Source organism: Streptomyces sp. 8N616, from assembly GCF_052246385.1.
GTDB lineage: Bacteria > Actinomycetota > Actinomycetes > Streptomycetales > Streptomycetaceae > Streptomyces.
Genome location: NZ_JBQQBY010000051.1, coordinates 33,755 through 53,472, shown reverse-complemented (window position 1 = coordinate 53,472; position 19,718 = coordinate 33,755). Strand labels below are relative to the sequence as shown.

The 19,718-nt window shown below is 70.9% G+C and carries 15 protein-coding genes; 3 read left to right on the top strand and 12 right to left on the bottom strand.

What is annotated here, in order from left to right; genetic code table 11:
* Positions 1-355 precede the first annotated feature (355 nt).
* The 3 genes from ACTWQC_RS32750 to thyX form a co-directional block, all read right to left on the bottom strand.
* A complete protein-coding gene (locus ACTWQC_RS32750; RefSeq protein WP_443319497.1) occupies positions 356-2,041 on the bottom strand; it encodes a ribonuclease J in 1,686 nt (561 codons plus the stop codon).
* A 108-nt stretch (positions 2,042-2,149) separates the two neighbouring features.
* Complete coding sequence (gene dapA / locus ACTWQC_RS32745; RefSeq protein WP_443319496.1) at positions 2,150-3,049, bottom strand: 4-hydroxy-tetrahydrodipicolinate synthase; 900 nt, start codon at positions 3,047-3,049, stop codon at positions 2,150-2,152.
* A 177-nt stretch (positions 3,050-3,226) separates the two neighbouring features.
* Positions 3,227-3,967, bottom strand: a complete 741-nt coding sequence (thyX, locus tag ACTWQC_RS32740) for an FAD-dependent thymidylate synthase (protein WP_443319495.1) — start codon at positions 3,965-3,967, stop codon at positions 3,227-3,229.
* Positions 3,968-4,142: 175 nt separating this feature from the next.
* Here thyX and ACTWQC_RS32735 point away from each other — a divergent pair, with 175 nt between their 5' ends.
* Together ACTWQC_RS32735 and ACTWQC_RS32730 are read left to right on the top strand one after the other, a co-directional pair.
* Positions 4,143-4,385, top strand: a complete 243-nt coding sequence (locus ACTWQC_RS32735; protein ID WP_443319494.1) for a hypothetical protein — start codon at positions 4,143-4,145, stop codon at positions 4,383-4,385.
* Positions 4,386-4,501: 116 nt separating this feature from the next.
* A complete protein-coding gene (locus ACTWQC_RS32730; protein WP_443319493.1) occupies positions 4,502-5,062 on the top strand; it encodes a hypothetical protein in 561 nt (186 codons plus the stop codon).
* Between the two features lie 98 nt (positions 5,063-5,160).
* On the opposite strand, the gene ACTWQC_RS32725 is transcribed toward ACTWQC_RS32730, so the two are convergent.
* The 6 genes from ACTWQC_RS32725 to ACTWQC_RS32700 form a co-directional block, all read right to left on the bottom strand.
* Complete coding sequence (locus tag ACTWQC_RS32725) at positions 5,161-5,616, bottom strand: hypothetical protein (protein ID WP_443319492.1); 456 nt, start codon at positions 5,614-5,616, stop codon at positions 5,161-5,163.
* Positions 5,617-5,636: 20 nt separating this feature from the next.
* A complete protein-coding gene (dapB, locus tag ACTWQC_RS32720) occupies positions 5,637-6,395 on the bottom strand; it encodes a 4-hydroxy-tetrahydrodipicolinate reductase (RefSeq protein ID WP_443319491.1) in 759 nt (252 codons plus the stop codon).
* A 65-nt stretch (positions 6,396-6,460) separates the two neighbouring features.
* On the bottom strand, positions 6,461-7,840 hold the full coding sequence (locus ACTWQC_RS32715) for a M16 family metallopeptidase (RefSeq protein WP_443319490.1): 1,380 nt from the start codon (positions 7,838-7,840) through the stop codon (positions 6,461-6,463).
* The gene (locus tag ACTWQC_RS32710; RefSeq protein ID WP_443319489.1) at positions 7,837-10,068 is read right to left on the bottom strand and encodes a polyribonucleotide nucleotidyltransferase; all 2,232 of its coding nucleotides are present in this window, start codon (positions 10,066-10,068) and stop codon (positions 7,837-7,839) included. Before ACTWQC_RS32710 ends, ACTWQC_RS32715 begins: the two co-directional genes overlap by 4 nt.
* 429 nt (positions 10,069-10,497) lie before the next feature.
* Positions 10,498-10,785 carry a 30S ribosomal protein S15 gene (gene rpsO / locus ACTWQC_RS32705; protein WP_443319488.1) on the bottom strand — a complete coding sequence of 96 codons (288 nt, stop codon included), beginning with the start codon at positions 10,783-10,785 and terminating at the stop codon, positions 10,498-10,500.
* A gap of 183 nt (positions 10,786-10,968) precedes the next feature.
* Positions 10,969-12,801 carry an outer membrane protein assembly factor BamB family protein gene (locus tag ACTWQC_RS32700; RefSeq protein ID WP_443319487.1) on the bottom strand — a complete coding sequence of 611 codons (1,833 nt, stop codon included), beginning with the start codon at positions 12,799-12,801 and terminating at the stop codon, positions 10,969-10,971.
* A gap of 578 nt (positions 12,802-13,379) precedes the next feature.
* Between ACTWQC_RS32700 and ACTWQC_RS32695 the strand changes: the two genes are divergently transcribed.
* Positions 13,380-17,099, top strand: coding sequence for an SCO5717 family growth-regulating ATPase (locus tag ACTWQC_RS32695; protein WP_443319486.1), 3,720 nt, complete (start codon positions 13,380-13,382; stop codon positions 17,097-17,099).
* A 99-nt stretch (positions 17,100-17,198) separates the two neighbouring features.
* Here the strand turns inward: ACTWQC_RS32695 and ACTWQC_RS32690 are convergent, their stop codons facing one another.
* From ACTWQC_RS32690 to rbfA, 3 genes are all read right to left on the bottom strand, one after another.
* Positions 17,199-18,179: a bifunctional riboflavin kinase/FAD synthetase gene (locus ACTWQC_RS32690; protein WP_443319485.1), complete on the bottom strand. Its 981-nt coding sequence runs from the start codon at positions 18,177-18,179 to the stop codon at positions 17,199-17,201.
* Between the two features lie 142 nt (positions 18,180-18,321).
* The gene (truB, locus tag ACTWQC_RS32685) at positions 18,322-19,224 is read right to left on the bottom strand and encodes a tRNA pseudouridine(55) synthase TruB (protein WP_443319484.1); all 903 of its coding nucleotides are present in this window, start codon (positions 19,222-19,224) and stop codon (positions 18,322-18,324) included.
* Positions 19,221-19,706: a 30S ribosome-binding factor RbfA gene (gene rbfA, locus ACTWQC_RS32680; RefSeq protein ID WP_443319483.1), complete on the bottom strand. Its 486-nt coding sequence runs from the start codon at positions 19,704-19,706 to the stop codon at positions 19,221-19,223. The genes truB and rbfA overlap by 4 nt, the downstream gene beginning before the upstream one ends.
* Positions 19,707-19,718 lie beyond the last annotated feature (12 nt).

Below are 19,718 nucleotides of genomic sequence, written 5' to 3'. Positions count from 1 at the left end.
CGTCCTCGCTGTGTATTTCTTCAAAGGAACCTCGCCCCAGACCATCACGGCCCGGAGACGGGGTATCAACATATCTGGCGTTGACTTTTGGCACGCTGTTGAGTTCTCAAGGAACGGACGCTTCCTTTGAAACCACGGTACTTTGATTAACCGCAGTACCGGCTTCTCCGGGCGCTTCCCATTCGGTGTCCCCGACTTTATCAGATTTCTCCGAGCCGGATTTCCGCCCTCCCGAAGGCCCTCCAGGCACACAGCGGTGCCGGGTCCTCGTTCCGGGGGAGATGCCAAAGTACTGGACGGCCGCGCCGGGAAGCAAATCGGCTCCGGCGCGGCCGTCCGTCGTCCTGATGTGGCGTCAGACCTCCACGACTACAGGGAGGATCATCGGGCGCCTGCGGTAGCTGTCCGACACCCACCTGCCCACGGCCCGACGAATCAGCTGCTGCAGCTGATGGGGCTCGACGATGCCGTCCTGGGCCGACGAGGTGAGGGATTCCTCGATCTTCGGAATGACCTCGCCGAATGCCTCGTCCTCGATACCGGAGCCGCGTGCGTGGACGTGCGGTCCGCCCACGATCTTCCCCGTCGTGCTGTCGACGACGACGAAGACGGAGACGATGCCCTCCTCCCCGAGGATGCGGCGGTCCTTGAGCGAGGTCTCCGTGACGTCGCCGACCGAGAGTCCGTCCACGTACACATAGCCCGCCTGGACCTTGCCGACGATCTTGGCGACGCCGTCGACCAGGTCCACGACGACGCCGTCCTCGGCGATGACCACCTGGTCGTGCGGGACACCGGTGAGCGCGCCCAGTTCGGCGTTCGCCCGCAGGTGGCGCCATTCGCCGTGCACCGGCATGAGGTTGCGGGGCTTGCAGATGTTGTAGAAGTACAGGAGCTCGCCCGCGGAGGCGTGGCCCGAGACGTGCACCTTGGCGTTGCCCTTGTGGACCACGTTCGCGCCCCAGCGCATCAGGCCGTTGATGACCCGGTAGACCGCCGCTTCGTTGCCGGGGATGAGCGAGGACGCCAGGATCACGGTGTCGCCCTGGACGATACGGATCTGGTGGTCGCGGTTGGCCATGCGGGACAACGCGGCCATCGGCTCGCCCTGCGAGCCCGTGCAGACCAGCACGATTTCCTTGTCCGGGAGGTCGTCGAGCGTCTTGACGTCGACGACGAGGCCGGCCGGCACCCGGAGGTAGCCCAAGTCGCGGGCGATACCCATGTTGCGGACCATCGAGCGGCCGACGAACGCGACCCGGCGTCCGTGCTCGTGCGCGGCGTCCAGGATCTGCTGGATCCGATGGATGTGGCTGGCGAAGCTGGCGACGATGATCCGCTTCTGAGCCGACGCGAAGACCTGGCGCAGGACGCTCGAGATATCGCGCTCGGGCGGTACGAAGCCGGGGACCTCGGCGTTCGTCGAGTCGGAGAGCAGCAGGTCGATGCCCTCCTCGCCGAGCTTCGCGAACGCTGGGAGGTCGGTCAGACGGCCGTCGAGCGGCAGCTGGTCCATCTTGAAGTCGCCGGTGTGCACGGCCATGCCGGTCGGGGTGCGGATGGCGACCGCGAGCGCGTCCGGAATGGAGTGGTTGACCGCGACGAATTCGCAGTCGAAGGGGCCGATGCGCTCGCGCTGCCCCTCGATGACCTCGAGCGTGTACGGGCGGATGCGGTGCTCCTGGAGCTTCGCCTCGATCAGGGCGAGGGTGAGCTTGGAGCCGATCAGCGGGATGTCCTGCTTCTCCCGGAGCAGGTACGGGACGCCGCCGATGTGGTCCTCGTGGCCGTGCGTGAGCACGATGCCGTCGATGTCGTCGAGGCGGTCCCGGATGGTGGTGAAGTCCGGAAGGATCAGGTCGATTCCGGGCTGCTCCTCCTCGGGGAAGAGCACTCCGCAGTCGACGATCAGCAGGCGGCCACCGTATTCGAACACGGTCATGTTGCGGCCGATCTCGCCGAGGCCGCCGAGCGGGGTGACCCGCAGGCCGCCCTCGGGGAGCTGCGGCGGGGGGCCGAGCTCGGGGTGCGGATGACTCAAAAGACTCTCCTCACCACGCGCGCCACCCGCCCCGGAACGAGGCAAGCGGCGCGCGTGACTTTCGTGCACTTGCAGTTGTGGTCGGTATTCAGTTGTGAAGTCTGTTGGTTACAGCTGTACCCCGCCCGCCGCGAGATCGCGCTTGAGCTGCTCGGTCTCTTCCGGAGTGAGCTCCACGAGGGGCAGCCGCAGGGGGCCGCCTGGCAGCCCCTGGAGGCCCAGCGCCGCCTTGGTCGTGATGACGCCCTGAGTGCGGAACATGCCGGTGAAGACCGGCAGGAGCTGCTGGTGGATTTCGGTCGCCTTGGCGACGTCACCGGTGATGTGCGCGTCCAGCAGGGCGCGCAGCTCGGGCGTGACGAGGTGACCGACGACGGAGACGAAGCCGATCGCGCCGACGGACAGCAGCGGCAGGTTCAGCATGTCGTCCCCGGAGTACCAGGCGAGGCCGCTCCGGGCGATGGCCCAGCTCGCGCGCCCCAGGTCGCCCTTGGCGTCCTTGTTCGCGACGATCCGGGGGTGATCCGCGAGCCGCACGATCGTCTCGGTGTTGATCGGTACGCCGCTGCGGCCGGGGATGTCGTAGAGCATGACCGGCAGCTCGGTGGCGTCGGCGATGGCGGTGAAGTGCCGGAACAAGCCCTCCTGCGGGGGCTTGCTGTAGTACGGCGTGACCGCGAGCAGGCCGTGCGCGCCCGCCTCCTGGGCGGCGCGGGCCAGCTCCACGCTGTGCCGGGTGTCGTTGGTTCCGGCTCCCGCCACGACGTGGGCCCGGTCGCCGACGGCCTCCACCACGGCTCGTACGAGCCGGGCTTTCTCCGCATCGCTGGTGGTCGGGGACTCGCCCGTGGTGCCGTTGACGACGATGCCGTCGTTGCCTGCGTCCACGAGGTGGGCGGCGAGCCGCTGCGCGCCGTCGATGTCGAGTTCGCCGTCGTTCGTGAACGGCGTGACCATGGCGGTCAGGACCCGTCCGAAGGGGGTCTGCGGTGTGGAGGTCGGAGCCATGGCTCCCACGCTACTCGTAGCTGCCCGTGACGTGTGCCCTCGGGGGACCGGGATGCGGATCCCGGCACTGCCTGCTCGGGGGTTCAAGCAGTGCCGGGTCCGTAAATTCAGCCTAGATGAACTTCACGAAACGTCGCAATACGGACACTTCACGCGGTCGATGCGGACATCCGTGCTCTACGGCGCGATCCGCCCGTTGGCGTTGAAAGCGGCGTGGGTGAGCGGCATCAGCCGGGCCCAGTGCGCTTCCATCTGTTCGCCCACCATCTCGATCTCGCGCTGCGGGAAGGACGGCACCTTCGCCTGCTCGTGCTGGGTGCGCAGGCCGAGGAAGTGCATCAGCGAGCGCGCGTTGCAGGTCGCGTACATCGAGGAGAACAGGCCGACGGGGAGGACCGAGCGGGCCACCTCGCGGGCGACGCCCGCGGCCAGCATCTCCTGGTACGCCTCGTAAGCGTCCCGGTAGGCGTTCTCCATGACCCGGCCGGTCAGCTCCTGCTGCGCCTGGGTGCCCTCGACGAACTCGTACTTGCCCGGGCGGCCTTGCTGGACGAGCTTGCGGGCCTCGCCGGGAACGTAGAAGACCGGCTGCAGCTCGCGGTAACGGCCGGACTCCTCGTTGTACGACCACCCGACGCGGTGTCGCATGAACTCGCGGAAGACGAAGATCGGGGCGCTGATGAAGAACGTCATCGAGTTGTGCTCGAACGGGCTGCCGTGCCGGTCCCGCATCAGGAAGTTGATCAGGCCCTTCGAGCGCTCGGGGTCCTTCTCGAGCTCCTCGAGGGACTGCTCGCCCGCGGTCGAGACCCTGGCTGCCCACAGCACGTCGGAGTCCGCGGCGCTGTGCTTGACCAGCTCGACGGTCACATCGCTGCGGAAGCTGGGCTTGGCGCTCTCGGCGGGGGTGTCGGTCACCGGCAGGTCCTTCCAGTTGCGTCGCTCGGGCGGCGCCCAGCTTACGACCCGGCGCCGACAGTCCGGACCTGCGAGGAAGAAGTTGCCGTAAACGGGCACCCAGCGGGCACTCCCGGCGTCTCTATGAGTAACAGTCCACATCGACGCCGAGGCTTCCGGGAGAGGAGAGCCCTTCATGATCCGCAGCCGATCGCCCGTGCCGTACGCCTTCGTCGCCGAGGCCGACCGTTTCCGCAGCAATGTCACGCCGCCGCCCCGCGGGCGGGCCGATGCCTCCCGGATAGCCGGGCGGACGCTGATAGGGCTGACGGCCGTGGCCGGACTCGTGGGCGCGCTGGTCTTCGGTGTGCCCGCGCTCGAGACCGAGCAGCCGGGTACGGGCAAGGCCGCGCGGCCGGAGGCGGCGGACGGCCGCTGAACCGGTCGGCGACCCTGGGGCGGTCGGGTCGACCCTGGGGTGGTCGGGTCCCTCAGGCCTCGGTAGCCTCACCGGGCACAGCCCACATCGAGCGTGCATGTGAGTGAGGACCAGCCGTGCCCCTGCCCTTCCTGACGGCCGACCGCGCCTTCGATGACCTCGACGACCACCACCCGGACGGTGCCGCGCTGCCGCACGAAGCGCGGGACCGCTGGCGCCGCCCGTACCGCCCGGGCCCCTGGCGGGTCGGCGCGGCCGCGATCCTGCTGCTGCTGGCCTCGTACCTGCTCTTCGCCGCGATGATCGTGGCCCTCGCGGGAGCGCTGCCCGGTGCGGGCGTGTGCGTGGCCGCGGCGGCAGCGGTGATCGCCTGCGCGCTGCGGCTGCTCCGGGTGGGCGCCTGGGTGAGCGAACAGGGGCTGCGGCGGATCGGCTTCTTCACGACCACGACCCTTCGCTGGGCGCAGGTGTCGGCCGTGCGGACGGTGCAGCAGCCCGTGAAGTGGCTCGGCATGCCGCGGACGGTGCAGGGGCAGGCCGTGGTGGCCACGCCGGCCTCGGGCGAGCCACCGCGCCCCCTGCTCACCGACCACAACGCCGACTTCCTGGGGCGCCCCGAGGCCTTCGACATGGCGGCGGACGCCGTCGAGGGGTGGGCGGCCGAGTACCGGCACTGACACGGCCGTAGGGCACGAGGCAGCAGCCATGCGCCCGCCGCCTCAGGCCGGTACGGAGCCTCAGGCCCCCGGCCGTACGTCGCCTCAGGCCCTCAGCCTCAGGCCGTACGGACGGGCTTCCCGTCGTGCAGCGCGATGGCCCGCTGCATGGCCTTCCTGGCCCTCGGCGTGTCCCGCGCGTCGTGGTAGGCGACGGCGAGCCGGAACCAGACCCGCCAGTCGTCGGGCGTTCCCTCCGCCTCGGCCCGCCGTCTGGCGAACACCGCGTCCGCCGAGTCCCGGTCGATCCGGCCGCCGGGCGTGCGGACCAGTTCGTCGACCGGCAGGCCGCCCTCCGCCTCCAGCTCCGCCGCCAGCCGGTTCGCGCTGCGCGCGAACCGCGTCGTCTGCCACAGGAACCAGGCGCCGATCGCCGGCAGCACCAGCACGGACGCGCCGAAGACGACAGTCACCACGGTGCCCTGCCGGATGAGCAGGACACCGCGGCTGCCGACGAGGACGAAGTAGACGACCAGGACCGCCGCGAGGGCGAAATACGTGATCCGAGCGCGCACTGCCGCTCCTGCCGCCACCGCTACCGGCCCAGGTCGAGGAAGTTCTCCAGGCCGAAGGTGAGGCCGGGAGTGGAGACGACACGGCGCACGCCGAGCAGGATGCCCGGCATGAAGCTGCTGTGGTGCAGGGAGTCGTGGCGGATGGTGAGTGTCTCGCCCTCGCCGCCGAGCAGGACCTCCTGGTGGGCCAGCAGGCCGCGCAGCCGTACGGCGTGCACGGGCACCCCGTCGACGTCGGCGCCCCGCGCGCCCTCCAGCGCCGTGGTCGTCGCGTCGGGCTGCGGGGCGCAGCCGGCCTCGCGGCGGGCCTCGGCGATGAGCTGGGCGGTGCGGGTTGCGGTGCCCGAGGGGGCGTCCGCCTTGTTGGGGTGGTGCAGTTCGACGACCTCGACGGACTCGAAGAAGCGGGCCGCCTGCTGGGCGAAGGTCATGGTGAGCACCGCGCCGATGGAGAAGTTCGGGGCGATGAGCATGCCGACCTGCGGCGACGCGTCGAGCCATGCACGCACCTGGGCCAGGCGGTCGTCGGTCCATCCTGTCGTGCCGACGACGGCGTGGATGCCGTTGCGGACGCAGAAGTCGAGGTTGCCCATGACCGCGTCGGGGTGGGTCAGGTCGACGACGACCTGCGCACCGGTCTCGGTCAGCGCCTCCAGCCGGTCGTCCCGGTCCAGCCCGGCCACCAGCGCCAGGTCCTCGGCGGCCTCCACGGCCCGTGCGGCCTCGGACCCGATGCGGCCCTTGGCTCCGAGGACGGCCACGCGCAGCTTGTCACTCATCGTGCTTCGAATCCCTTGGTCTTCAGTGCGTCGGATCGTGAGGTGCGTCAGGTGCGTCAGGTACGTCACGCGACGGCATCGTGCAGGCGGGACGCCTGCCGGTCCGTCAGCGGGCCGATCACGGACAGCGAGGGGCGCTGTCCCAGCAGGTCGCGGGCCACTTGCCGGACGTCGTCCGGGGTGACCGAGGCTATCCGGCGCAGCATCTCGTCGACCGACAGCTGCTCGCCCCAGCACAGCTCGCTCTTGCCGATGCGGTTCATGAGCGCGCCGGTGTCCTCGAGGCCGAGGACCGTGGAACCGGAGAGCTGGCCGATCGCCCGGTGCAGCTCGTCGTCCGCCAGGCCGTTCTCGGCGACCCGGTCCAGCTCGTCGCGGCAGATCTTCAGCACGTCGTCGACCTGGCTCGGGCGGCAGCCCGCGTAGACGCCGAAGAGGCCGCAGTCGGCGAAGCCCGAGGTGTAGGAGTACACCGAGTACGCGAGGCCGCGCTTCTCCCGGATCTCCTGGAAGAGCCGGGAGCTCATGCCGCCGCCCAGCGCCGTGTTGAGCACGCCGAGCGCCCAGCGGCGGTCGTCGGTGCGGGGTATGCCGGGCATGCCCATGATGACGTGGGCCTGCTCGGTCCTGCGCTCCAGGACGTCGACGCGGCCGGCGGCGCGGATCGTACGGCTGCCGGTACGGGGACCGACCGGGACCGCGTCCTCGCGGCTGAGCGCACCGGCACGCTCGAAGGCGGCGCGCACCTGCCGTACGACTCTGGCGTGGTCGACGTTGCCCGCGGCGGCAACGATCAGGTGCGTGGGGTCGTAGTGCTTCTTGTAGAAGCGGGCGACGCTCTCGCGGGTGAGGCCGTTGACGGTGTCGGCGGTCCCGAGGACGGGACGGCCCAGCGGGGTGTCGCCGAACATGGTGTGCGCGAAGAGGTCGTGCACGACGTCGCCCGGGTCGTCCTCGGTCATCGCGATCTCTTCGAGGACGACGCCGCGCTCGGCGTCGACATCCGCCGCGTCGATCAGGGAGCCGGTGAGCATGTCGCACACGACGTCGATGGCGAGCGGCAGGTCGGTGTCGAGCACGCGCGCGAAGTAGCAGGTGTACTCCTTCGCCGTGAAGGCGTTCATCTCGCCGCCGACCGCGTCGATGGCGGAGGAGATGTCGAGCGCGGTGCGCTGCTTCGTGCCCTTGAAGAGCAGGTGCTCGAGGTAGTGCGTGGCGCCGCCGAGCGCCGGGGTCTCGTCGCGGGAGCCGACGTGCGCCCAGATGCCGAAGGTGGCGGACCGTACGGACGGCAGGGTCTCGGTGAGCACCCGCAGGCCGCCGGGAAGGGTGGTCCTGCGGACCGTACCGATGCCGTTCTCGCCCTTGAGAAGCGTTTGGGTACGGGCGACGGCCCGCGCCTCGGAAGAGGTGCGGGCCGTCGTCCTGTGACTACGGGACGTCACTTGGCAGCGTCGTCCTTGGCCTGGGGCTTGGCCTCGCCCTCGTCCTCCTCGCCCTCGATCACGGGGATGAGGGAGAGCTTGCCGCGCTGGTCGATCTCGGCGATCTCGACCTGGACCTTCGTGCCGACCTTGAGCACGTCCTCGACGTTCTCCACGCGCTTGCCGCCGGCGAGCTTGCGGATCTGCGAGATGTGCAGCAGGCCGTCCTTGCCGGGCATCAGCGAGACGAAGGCACCGAAGGTGGTGGTCTTCACGACCGTGCCCAGGTAGCGCTCGCCGACCTCGGGCATCGTCGGGTTGGCGATGCCGTTGATGGTCGCGCGGGCGGCCTCGGCGGCCGGGCCGTCGGCGGCACCGATGTAAATGGTGCCGTCGTCCTCGATGGTGATCTCGGCGCCGGTGTCCTCCTGGATCTGGTTGATCATCTTGCCCTTGGGGCCGATGACCTCACCGATCTTGTCCACCGGGATCTTGACGGTGATGATCCGCGGGGCGTTCGGGGACATCTCGTCCGGCCGGTCGATGGCCTCCATCATCACGTCGAGGATGTGCAGGCGGGCGTCGCGGGCCTGCTTGAGGGCCGCGCCGAGCACGGAGGCCGGGATGCCGTCCAGCTTGGTGTCCAGCTGCAGGGCGGTGACGAACTCCTTGGTGCCGGCGACCTTGAAGTCCATGTCACCGAAGGCGTCCTCCGCACCGAGGATGTCGGTGAGGGTGACGTAGTGCGTCTCGCCGTCGACCTCCTGCGAGATCAGGCCCATGGCGATACCGGCGACCGGGGCCTTCAGCGGCACACCGGCGTTCAGCAGCGACATGGTGGAGGCGCAGACCGAACCCATGGAGGTCGAGCCGTTGGAGCCGAGCGCCTCGGAGACCTGGCGGATGGCGTACGGGAACTCCTCGCGGGACGGCAGGACGGGCAGGAGGGCCCGCTCGGCCAGCGCGCCGTGGCCGATCTCGCGGCGCTTCGGGGAGCCGACGCGGCCGGTCTCGCCGGTGGAGTACGGCGGGAAGTTGTAGTTGTGCATGTAGCGCTTGCGCGTCTCGGGCGACAGCGTGTCGAGCTGCTGCTCCATGCGGAGCATGTTCAGCGTGGTGACACCCAGGATCTGGGTCTCGCCGCGCTCGAACAGCGCCGAGCCGTGCACCCGCGGGATCGCCTCGACCTCGGCGGCGAGCGTACGGATGTCGGTGACGCCACGGCCGTCGATGCGGACCTTGTCCTTGATCACGCGCTCGCGCACCAGGGACTTGGTCAGCGACCGGTACGCGGCCGAGATCTCCTTCTCGCGGCCCTCGAACTGCGGGAGCAGCTTCTCGGCGGCTACGGCCTTGACGCGGTCCAGCTCGGCCTCGCGCTCCTGCTTGCCCGCGATGGTCAGCGCCTGGGCGAGCTCGTCGCGGACCGCGGAGGTCAGCGCCTCCAGGACGTCGTCCTGGTAGTCCAGGAAGATCGGGAACTCGCCGGTCGGCTTGGCGGCCTTGGCGGCGAGGTCGGCCTGGGCCTTACAGAGGATCTTGATGAACGGCTTGGCGGCATCGAGACCGGCGGCGACGACCTCCTCGGTCGGGGCCCCGGAGCCGTCCTTGACCAGCTGGACCGTCTTGTTGGTGGCCTCGGCCTCGACCATCATGATCGCGACGTCGCCGTCCTCCAGGACGCGGCCGGCCACGACCATGTCGAAGACGGCGTCCTCGAGCTCGCTGTGGGTCGGGAACGCCACCCACTGGCCCTTGATCAGAGCGACGCGAGTGCCGCCGATCGGACCGGAGAAGGGCAGGCCGGCGAGCTGCGTGGAGCAGGAGGCGGCGTTGATCGCGACCACGTCGTAGAGGTGGTCGGGGTTGAGCGCCATGATCGTCTCGACGATCTGGATCTCATTGCGCAGGCCCTTCTTGAAGGACGGGCGCAGCGGGCGGTCGATCAGGCGACAGGTCAGGACCGCGTCCTCGGAGGGGCGGCCCTCCCGGCGGAAGAACGAGCCGGGGATCCGCCCGGCGGCGTACATCCGCTCCTCGACGTCGACCGTGAGCGGGAAGAAGTCGAGCTGGTCCTTGGGGTTCTTCGATGCGGTGGTGGCCGACAGCACCATGGTGTCGTCGTCCAGGTAGGCCACGGCGGAGCCGGCGGCCTGACGGGCCAGGCGGCCCGTCTCGAAGCGAATGGTGCGGGTGCCGAAGGAACCGTTGTCGATGACGGCTTCGGCGTAGTGGGTCTCGTTCTCCACCAGGAATATCTCCTCGTCTGCGTCCCTCGCCCGTGTGGCGGCGGGACAGTGGCGGTGGAGCGCCTCCTCGTGCGGGCCGGTCTTCGATCGAAGCACCCGGGGATGGCCGCGGCCGGTGTACGACTGCGCGGCTGGCCCCCGGGAGCCACTACCGAGGACCGGCGGCGGGCGGGGCGCTCCTCCTCGTCTTTTCTCTTTTCGGTGTGCAGTTGTTGCAGCTGTTGCTGTCGTTGCCACAGCTACTGTTGGTGCTGCTGTCTCTGTGCTGTTGTCGTTATGGCGCTGTGCGACCAGACTACAAAGCTTCGGCTGTCCTCACGACGGCTGAAGCGCGGGACGCACACGCCGGCGCGCACGGCAGCGGCTAAGGCAACGCGTACGGCGAAGGGAGCGGCCCCCTCGTCCGGGAACCGCTCCCTCCATCACGCCTTACTTGGCGCCCGCGGCACCGCGGCGGATGCCGAGGCGCTCCACCAGCTGGCGGAAGCGGGTGATGTCCTTCTTCGCCAGGTACTGCAGCAGCCGGCGGCGCTGGCCGACCAGCAGGAGCAGACCACGGCGGGAGTGGTGGTCGTGCTTGTGGGTCTTGAGGTGCTCGGTCAGGTCCGTGATACGGCGGGTGAGCAGCGCGACCTGGACCTCGGGGGAGCCGGTGTCGCCCTCCTTGGTGGCGTACTCGGACATGATCTGCTTCTTCGTAGCGGCGTCGAGCGACACGCGATACTCCTTAAGGTTCTTCGTCTGTGCCACCGAGTGCCCCTGGTCTGCGTCTCAGGGGAGCTTCCGTGACTCGGGAGGCGGGGCTCGCTGGGCGCTGCCTCCAGTCCCCGCTGTGACACGGGACCGGGGGCGCGTACGCAAACGGCCGTTGCACAGGCTACCAGCCCGCAGCCTGTGCCTTTACTTCCCGAAGGCCAGGATCAGCCTCTCGGGCCCGCCGCCCCCGCCCGTCAGCCGCTCCGAGGCGATGAAGAACCGGCCGCCGTCGTAGAGCATGAACGACGAGTAGAAGCCGCGCTCGGCCGCGCTCGCCGTCTGCGGGTTCTGCAGGACCGGCTTCGGCTTGCCGCCGGCCGTCGCCGGGATGCCGACGACCGCACCGGCCTTGTCGTACGTCGGTTCCCGGTACGCGAGGAGGTTCCTGCCCTCCAGCTGCAGGGGCGACATCGTCAGCCCGGCACCGGCGGCCGAGGTCCACTTGCGCTTGCCGGTGTTCAGGTCGAAGGCGTGGATCTCGTTCGACCTTCCGGTACCCGCGCCGCCGCCCTGCTTCGCCTCGGTGGGCAGGTAGAGCGTGTCCTCGTCCGCGGCCACCCCCTGGCAGCTGCTGAGATCCTTCGCGAGGACGCTCATGCCGCACTTCGGCTGGTACGTGTCCTTGCCGAGGTCGAGGGTCGAGCGGACCTTTCCGTTGCTGATCGCGACGATCCCGCCCGACTTGCGATTCTTGTCGGCGAGGGAGACGACGAGGGGGTCTGAGGAGAAGACCTTGCTGACCTGCATGCCGCCCTTGGTCTTCATGGTCCACTCGGCCTTGCCGGTCGTGGTGTTCAGCTTCTCCAGGCGGGAGTTGTCGTCCAGGCAGGTCGTCACGCGCAGCAGGGCCTCGCCGCCCGCGAAGCCGTCGACCGAGCAGCCCGAGGCCTTGTCCGGCTGCGGCAGCTGCTTGCCGTCGCTGACCCGGAAGACGACCGAGCCGCCGAACCATGATGCGGCGACCGCGTTGCCGCTGAGCGCCACCTTCGTGCCGATGAAGCCCTCGCCGAATCCGCCCGACTTGGGTATCGGCTTGTCCCAGACCTTCTTGCCGGTCTTCATGTCGATCATCGCGAGGTTGCTGCACTCGTCCTCTTTGGTGCCCTCGTACGCCACGACGACCTTGCCGTCGTCCGTGGTGTGCCGGGGGGCGGCGCAGACCTCCTTGCTCAGCGGGACGGTCCACTTCTCCTTGCCGTCCGTCGCGCCGTACGCGACGACCTGCTTGAGGGCGGGCTTCACGACGACATCGCCGACGGCGTAGAAGCCGGGGACGTCGACGCCGTTCTTGGACGCCTCGGGCGCGGGCTCCTGCCAGAGCAGCTTCGCCTCGCCGCCCTCGCCCCCGGCCCCGGTCAGGCCGTCACCGCCGGGGCGACCGCCCGCCTCGTCGCCGCTGCCGCCGGACTCGTCGCCGCCGTCCTCGGCGTTCTCGTCGCCCTTCGAGCCGGATACGACGGGCTTCTTGTCGTCGTCGCCACCGCCGCTCGTCGCGAGCCGGACTCCGCCGCCGATGGCGAGCAGGGCGGCGGCGATCGCGATGCCGATGATGAGCGGCTTGCGCTTGGCGTTCAGGCCGCTGCCGGTCGGGGGAGTTCCGAGGGGCGGGTACGAGCCGTACTGGGGGTCGTATGGGGGTTGTTGTCCGTACGGGGGTTGTTGTCCGGGCTGCTGTCCGTACGGTCCGGGCTGTTGTCCGTACGGACCCTGCTGGCCGTACGCGGAGGGCTGCCGGCCGTACGAGGGCTGCTGGGCGTACGGATTCGGTCCGGCGGCCGGGGGCTGGGACGGTGGAGCCGCGGGCGGCGCGGCTGGTGGCACGGCCGGTGGCGCGGCGGGCGGAACCGGCGGCGTCTGGGGCGGCTGCGCGGGTGGTTGTGGATGCCCGTGCACGGGCTCCTGGGGGGCGCCGAAGCCGCCCTGAGGCGGCTGGTTGGGCTGGTTCGGCGGCTGGGGCGGTTGCGGCGGCTGCGACATCGGACGCATACCTCTTTACGCGGGTCCGGCGCCCGACCGGCCTCCCCCGCTGCTCTGGAGCAATCGGCTGCAGAGCGGAGCGAATCGGGCGCGAATCCCGCCAGTCAACGGCAATCAAGCGGGAGTTATTTCTACCACCGCTCCTCCTGGTGCCTGGCTGTGAAGCATGAGCGCACCAGGGGGGACCAGGCAGGCGGTGGCTTCACGCCCACTTCGCGTGCACCGGAGAGGCAGCCATGCCTGCGCAACATGCCTGCGCAATCGGCCTCCCTCATCCCTCCGTTGGCGACCGCGAAGAGGTCCGAAGGTCGCGGAATCAGGCGGATTCATCCACCATTGCGGTGGGCCCCCTGCCTCGAACGGACATCTGGTCACCGCGTGATGTACGGGACATCACCCCTCCATGGGACGGCCCTGCCGAAGGGGTGCTTACGGTGATTAGGCTGGGGTCAGGCGTGGCAGCCGAACCTGAGGGTGGGGCAGCCGCGTCATACGGGGGAAGGCCCAGCGACCGGGCGAACGGGGACGGTCGGCCCCCACTGCGCGTAGACGGGCGAAAGACCACACCAGGAGGCATTGTGAGCAGCGATCGGGACGAGATCCGCGCGGGCGGAGGGACCCCCGGCGAGGATCGGTCCGACGCGGATCCCGAGACGACGGGCGAGTTCACGATCGACTACACGCCGCCTGCCTGGTACACGAACTCGTCGGCCGGTTCCGGTGGGAGCGGTTCGGGCGGAAGCGGTTCGGGCGGAAGCGGTTCGAGCGGGAGCGGTTCGAGCGGGAGCGGTTCGGGCGCGAGCGGGGGCAGCAACGGGGTGGCCTCGTTCGCACCTCCGCCGCCCTCGGGCAGCCCGGTCGCCGTGCCGGGGCTTCCTCCGGGCGGGGAGTTCCAGCCTGCGTGGAGTCCGCCGGTGCCCCCGGCGCCGGTCGCACCGGAGCCCATCTCCAAGCCGGAGCCCGTCTCCAAGCCGGGGCCCGTCTCCGAGCCGGGGCCTGTCTCCCGGCAAGAGCCCTCTTCGGAGGCGCAGGAAGACGAAGATGAGGCGGAGGCGGAGAGCAGGCCGGAGCGGCCGACCGCTCATGCGGCCGATCCGACGTCGATTCCCCTGTCGCCGCTCTTCCTCACGCCATCCGTGGCCGCTCCCGTCGCCGGGCCCGACGAGTCCCCTTCCCGCGCTTCCGATGAAACGGAGGGGGAGGAAGAGGCCCGCGACGCCGCTCCGGCCGTCGACGAGGAGCCCGACGACGGCGATCTGCGCAGCGGTGCCACCATGCGTATCTCCACTGCCGCCCTGCGGCGCGAGATCGCAGAGCGCGCGGCGAAGAAGGACGGCGCGGAAGACAGCAGCGGAGCTGCGGTCCATGGCGACGGTGCGGATCTGGGCGGCGAGACGTCCGGGCGGCTGACGGGAGGTCCGACGCCCGCCGGCACAGGGCCGACGGACCCGGCACCCGCGGCCGAAGAACCGGCGGACGCGGTTCCGGCGGACGCGGTTCCGGCCAACTCCCTTCCGGCGGACGGCTTTCCTGCCGACGCAGCCCCAACGGACGGCGTCCCCACCGACTCCGTACCGGCGGACGGCGTTCCCACCGACTCCGTACCGGCGGACGGCGTTCCCGCTGACGCCGCCCCGGCCTACGCGAGCCGCGATGCCGACGGCGAGCCGTCCGACGCCGTGCCCGGCGAGGCGGAGTCCCGTGCCGACGACGGGGCGTCGGACGACGTCCAGGACCTCGGTCCTGCCGGTGCTCCCGCAGCCGGATCACCGGGCGCCGAGCCCCAGGACGCCTCACCCACCGCATGGACCCCGCCCCCCGTGCCGCAGGCCGGGCCGACCGGTACTCCCGTACCCGGGCCAACCGCCGGCGCTCCGGCTGCCGGACCGACGGACGCGGAGCCCCAGGACGCCAAGCCCGTCGCCTGGGCCCCGCCTCCCGTAGCCCAACCCGGGCTGCCGCCGCTGCCCCCGGCCTTCCACCCGGCCGAGCCCGCGCAGCCGCAGCCGCAGCCGCAGCCGCAGCCGGAGTCCAACACACCGGCCGGAGCGGGCGGTTACGGCTACCCGCACCCGCAGCCGGGCGCCGCCTGGCAGCCGCCGCAAGCGCCGGTCCCCGCCCCCTCACCCGCGCCGGAAGCGGGCCCGGGCAGCCCGCCAGCAGACCCGCAGCGGGGTGCCCAGCAGGGCGGTTACGGCTTCCCGCAACTCCCCCACCAGCGCACGGATGCGCCCCAGCAGCACCAGTCCGGCACCGGCCGACCCCAGCCCGGAGAGCTCCAGCCCGGACAGCCCCAGCCCGGACAGCCGCGGCCGGAGGAGTACGGCACGCCACCCGCCTGGCCCGCGCCCCCTGCCCCGACCGATCCGAGCGGCCCGACCGCTCAGCCCGCCGCCGGTAACCCGAACTCCCCTGTACCGCAGGGTGGTTACGGGTTCCCGCAGCCCAGCGTCGGCTGGTCGCAGCAGGGTGCACCGCAGCCGCCCGCAGCAGCACACCCGCAGCAGGCCCAGCCGGGTCAGCCCGTACACCCCGTACAGCCGGGGCACCCCGGGCAGCCCGGACAGCAGCAGCCCGTACGGCCCAGCCAGCAGCAGCCCGTACGGCCCAGCCAGCAGCAGCCCGTACAGCCCGGCCAGCAGCCCGGGCAACCGCAGCCCGCTCAGCAGCAGCTCAACCCCGGCACCGGCTACGGCTTCCCCCAGGCCCACCCCGGACAGCAGCCCGGACAGCAGCCCGGGCAACCCCAACCCCCCACCCAGCAGCAGCCGGAGGCCCCCGCCGCACCCGCCGACCCCCGCGCCGGCGGCTGGCCCACCGTCACCCCCGAGCAGCGCCAGCGCGCCGGGCAAGGCGCGCCTCTCGGCTACACCGCGGCCGTGGAGCTGTCCTCCGACCGGCTGCTGCGCAACAGCAAGCAGAAGCCCAAGAGCAAGAAGCCCGAGGGCGGCGGCTCGCGGTTCAAGATCGGCGGAAAGGCCGCGGAGGCGGAGCGGCAGCGGAAGCTCGAGCTGATCCGTACGCCCGTGCTGTCCTGCTACCGGATCGCCGTCATCAGCCTCAAGGGCGGCGTCGGCAAGACGACCACGACGACGGCGCTCGGGGCGACGCTCGCGACCGAGCGCCAGGACAAGATCCTGGCCATCGACGCCAACCCGGACGCGGGCACGCTCGGCCGCCGAGTGCGGCGCGAAACGGGCGCGACCATCCGCGACCTGGTGCAGGCGATCCCGTACCTCAACAGCTACATGGACATCCGCCGGTTCACGTCCCAGGCGCCCTCCGGCCTGGAGATCATCGCCAACGACGTCGACCCGGCCGTCTCCACGACCTTCAACGACGAGGACTACCGCAGGGCGATCGACGTCCTCGGCAAGCAGTACCCGATCATCCTCACCGACTCGGGTACGGGTCTGCTCTACAGCGCGATGCGCGGAGTGCTCGATCTCGCCGACCAATTGATCATCATCTCGACGCCGTCCGTGGACGGCGCGAGCAGCGCGAGCACCACCCTGGACTGGCTGTCCGCGCACGGCTACCAGGATCTGGTGGCGCGCAGCCTCACGGTCATCTCCGGGGTCCGCGAGACCGGAAAGATGATCAAGGTCGACGACATCGTGTCGCACTTCCAGACGCGCTGCCGCGCCGTGGTGGTGGTGCCGTTCGACGAGCACCTGTCGGCGGGCGCCGAGGTCGACCTCGACATGATGCGGCCGAAGACGCGCGAGGCGTACTTCAACCTCTCCGCGCTCGTCGCCGAGGACTTCGTCCGCGCCCAGCAGGCGCAGGGGCTCTGGACGGGCGACGGCAACCCGCCCCCGCAGGTGGCACCGCCGATGCCGGGGCACCAGGGCGGCGCGCAGCCGGGCTGGCCCCAGCAGGCGCAGCAGCCGGGACAGCCGCAGCCGTACGGGCAGCCGCACCCGCAGCAAGGCGGGCAGCCCCATCAGCAGCCGGGTGCTCAGCAGGGCTGGCAACAGCAGCCGGGACAGCCCGCTCAGCCTGGACACGGACAGCCGGGACAGCCCGGCCAACCGCCGGGTCCCGCGCAGCCCGGCTGGCCCCAGCAGGCGCAGCAGGGGCCGCAGCCGGGCCCGCCCGGTGCCCCTACACCCCAGCCCGGCTACGGCTGGCCCCAGCCACAACCCGGACAGCCGGGCCAACCAGGGCAGCAGCACGGCCAACCCGGCCAGCACCCCGCTCAGCCGCCCCACCCCGGGGACGGGGACGGACCTCAGCCACCCCAGCCCGGAACCGGCTACGGCTTCCCGCAGCCGCCCGCCTCCCCGCAGCAGTAGGCAGCGCGAGCCGACCGGCTGATCGGCACGTCGAAGGGCCCGAGCGCATCAAGCGCCCGGGCCCTTCCCCATGTCCCACATGTCACCGGCGTGGCCGCGTCAGCCCTGCGCCTCCCGGCGCACACCGCGCTCCGCCTCATATGACTCGACGAGCTCCCGCGAGCGCTTCACATCGTTCGCGATGCCTTCCAGCAGCGCCTCGATCGACTCGAACTTCTCCTGCCCCCGCAAGTAGGCCAGGAAGTCCACGGCCACGTGCAGCCCGTACAGATCCAGCCCGACCCGGTCGATCGCGTACGCCTCGACGGTCCGCTCCGTCCCGTCGAACTGCGGGTTCGTGCCCACCGAGATCGCGGCGGGCATCGACTCGCCGGCGACCTCGAGCCACCCCGCGTACACCCCGTCCGCCGGGATCGCGGTGTGCGGCAGCGTCTCCACGTTGGCTGTCGGGTACCCGAGTTCGCGGCCGCGCTGCGCGCCCCGCACGACGACGCCCTCGACGCGGTGCGGGCGGCCGAGGATCTCCTTCGCGCCCGCCACGTCCCCCTCCGCGATCAGCCGCCGCGTCAGGGTCGAGGAGAAGGGCTCGCCGCCGCCCGCCTCGCCGCGCACGAACAGGTCGACGACTTCGACCTCGTAGTCGTACGTGCTGCCCAGCTCGGCCAGGAAGTCGACATTGCCCGCCGCCTTGTGCCCGAAGCGGAAGTTGGGGCCCTCGACGACCACCTTCGCGTGCAACTTGTCGACCAGGACCTTCACCACGAAGTCGGCGGGCGAGAGCTTCGAGAACTCGGCGGTGAAGGGCAGGATCAGCAGCGCGTCCACGCCCAGCTCCGCCATCAGCTCCGCGCGCCGGTGGTGCGGGGCGAGCAGCGGTGGGTGGCTGCCGGGGCGTACGACCTCGCTGGGGTGCGGGTCGAAGGTGACGACGACCGAGGGGATGCCGAGTTCACGCGCGCGTGCGACGGCGCGGCCGATGATCAGCTGGTGGCCGCGGTGCACACCGTCGTAGGAGCCGATGGTGACGACGCTGCGCCCCCAGCCCTCGGGGATGTCCTCCAAGCCACGCCAGCGCTGCACTGTGACCGCTCCTCGCCCGAACCGTGTACGTGATGCACGTGATGCCTATCCGATTGCGCAGGTCTAAGACTGCCATGCCGGATGCCTGCCGTTTTCACCGGCGTCGGACCGGAGGCAGGGCTCGCACCTGACCTGCCCGCCGCTACGCGAACACGGCCAGGCTCTTCGCCTTGCCCTTCACTTCCTCCACCAGCGCCAGGAAGCGCCCGTCGGGCCCGAAGACCGCGACGGGACCCTCCGCGCCCAGGCCGGGGGCGTCCAGCCGCACACCGTTCGAGATCAGCCGCGCCTGCTCCGCGTCCACGTCCCAGCGCGGGAACGCGGCCGCGGCGGCCTCCGCGATCGGGATGACCGTCAGGGACTCCTGGAGCTGCTCCAGCGTGCGCGCCGCGTCCAGGCCGTACGGGCCGACGCGGGTGCGGCGCAGGGCGGTCAGGTGGCCGCCGGTGCCCAGGTCGGCACCGAGGTCGCGGGCGAGGGCCCGGATGTAGGTGCCCGAGGAGCAGAGGACCGTGGCGTCCACGTCGCGTACGGGCGTGCCGTCCTCGGCGACGGCCTCCCGCGCCTCGTGCACCAGGAACGACGAGACGGTGACGGGGCGGGCGGCCAGCTCGAAGTCCTCGCCCTCCAGGACCCGCTTGTACGAGCGCTTGCCGTCGATCTTGATGGCGCTGACCTTCGACGGCACCTGCAGGATGTCGCCGGTCAGCTTGGCGACCCCGGCGTCGATCGCCTCGCGGGAGAGGCCCGGGGCTCCGGCCGAGGCGGTGACCTCGCCCTCGGCGTCGTCCGTGAGCGTCGTCTGGCCGAGCCGGATCGTCGCCTCGTACTCCTTCTCGGTCAGCGCCAGGTGCCCGAGGAGCCGGGTCGCCTTCTCGACGCCGAGCACGAGCACGCCGGTCGCCATCGGGTCGAGGGTCCCCGCGTGCCCGACCCGCCGCGTGCGGGCGATGCCGCGCATCTTCGCGACGACGTCATGCGAAGTGAAGCCGGACGGCTTGTCGACAATGACCAGCCCGTCCGGCCCCGTGTTCCTGCGCTTCATTCGGAGAGTTCGTCCTCGCGCTCGTCCTCGCGCTCGTCCTCGCGCTCGTCCTCGGGCTCGTCCTCCCCCGGCTTGCGGTACGGGTCCGCGTCGCCGGCGTACGTCGCGCCCGTGGACGCCTCCCGTACCTGCGCGTCCTTGGCACGCGCCTCGTCGAGCAGGTGGTCGATGGTGCGGGCGGTCTCCGGGAGGGCGTCCGGCACGAACGTCAGGCTCGGGGTGAACCGCACCCCGGTCTGCCGCCCGACCTCGGACCGCAGGATCCCCTTGGCGCTCTCCAGCGCCGCGGCCGACGCCGCCCGTTCCTCGTCGTCGCCGTAGACGGTGTAAAAGACCGTGGCATCGCGCAGGTCACCGGTGACCCGCGCGTCCGTGATGGTCACGAACCCCAGCCGGGGGTCCTTGATACGCCGGTCCAGGGTCTCCGCGACCACGACCTGGATGCGGTCCGCCAGCTTGCGGGCCCGCGCGTTGTCGGCCACTGGTCCGTCTCC